At 76.2% G+C, this 944-nt stretch carries 1 protein-coding gene; it reads left to right on the top strand.

Translation table 11 applies throughout. The features are described 5' to 3' along the window. Nucleotides 1-51: 51 nt before the first annotated feature. The gene (locus tag MXD58_RS25655) at nt 52-906 is read left to right on the top strand and encodes an MFS transporter (RefSeq protein WP_284678866.1); all 855 of its coding nucleotides are present in this window, start codon (nt 52-54) and stop codon (nt 904-906) included. The last annotated feature ends 38 nt before the right edge of the window (nt 907-944 follow it).

Below are 944 nucleotides of genomic sequence, written 5' to 3'. Positions count from 1 at the left end.
TGAGTACGTCGCGCGAGGGTCGGTCAGTGGACTGACCTCCGTCGACGGGGGCTGCGGGTCCCGGCCCGCAACGCCCTGCTCGCCGACCTCGTCCCCGCCAGCCGCTACGGCCGGGCCTACGGCTTCGAACGGATGATGGACAACCTCGGCGCGATCGGCGGGCCGCTGCTCGCCCTCGGCCTGGTCGCCGCCGTCGGCACCCGCCTCGCGATCGGCCTCTCGGTCATTCCCGGGCTGCTCGCGGCCGCCGCGATCGTCTACGCGATCCGCCACGCCCCGCCCCTGCGTCAGCGTGACCGCCAGCCGATCCGGATCCGCGTGCGCCCGGTGCTCGCCGGCGGCCTGGGCCGGCTGCTCGGGTCGGTCGCGGCGTTCGAGGCCGGCAACGTCGCCGCGACCCTGCTGATCCTGCGGGCCACCGAACTACTCGAACCCGGCCATGGCCACACTCGGGCCACCGAGCTCGCGCTCGGCCTGTACGTCGGTTACAACGCCGCGGCGACGGTGGCGTCGCTGCCCGCGGGCCGGCTCGGGGACCGCCTTGGTCCCCGCGGCCCGGTGCGGGTGCTCGCGGCCGGGGTGGCGCTGTTCGCCGCCGCCTACCTCCTGTTCGCCGCCGGTGGCCACGGCCTGGCCGTACTTGTCGCGGGCTTCCTGGCCGCCGGGGTCGCGATCGGCTGCGTGGAGACCGCCGAGCACGCCGCCGTCGCCGCGCTGGCCCCGGCCGACCTGCGCGGGTCGGCGTTCGGGCTGCTGGCCACCGTCCAGTCACTGGGCAACCTCACCGCCAGTGCCATCGCCGGCGTCCTGTGGACCACGCTGTCCCCGACGGCCGCGTTCGTCTACCTCACCGCCTGGACGCTGCTCGCCCTGCTGGGGCTGCTCACCGCCGCCCGCGGCCGGTAGCGCGCCGACCACCAGCCGCTGCCCGACACGGTCAGCGG

Origin of the sequence: Frankia sp. AgKG'84/4, assembly GCF_023242965.2 — a bacterium.
Lineage (GTDB): Bacteria > Actinomycetota > Actinomycetes > Frankiales > Frankiaceae > Frankia.
Note: the sequence above shows the minus strand (reverse complement) of the source record. Positions and strands in the feature narration are given on the sequence as shown.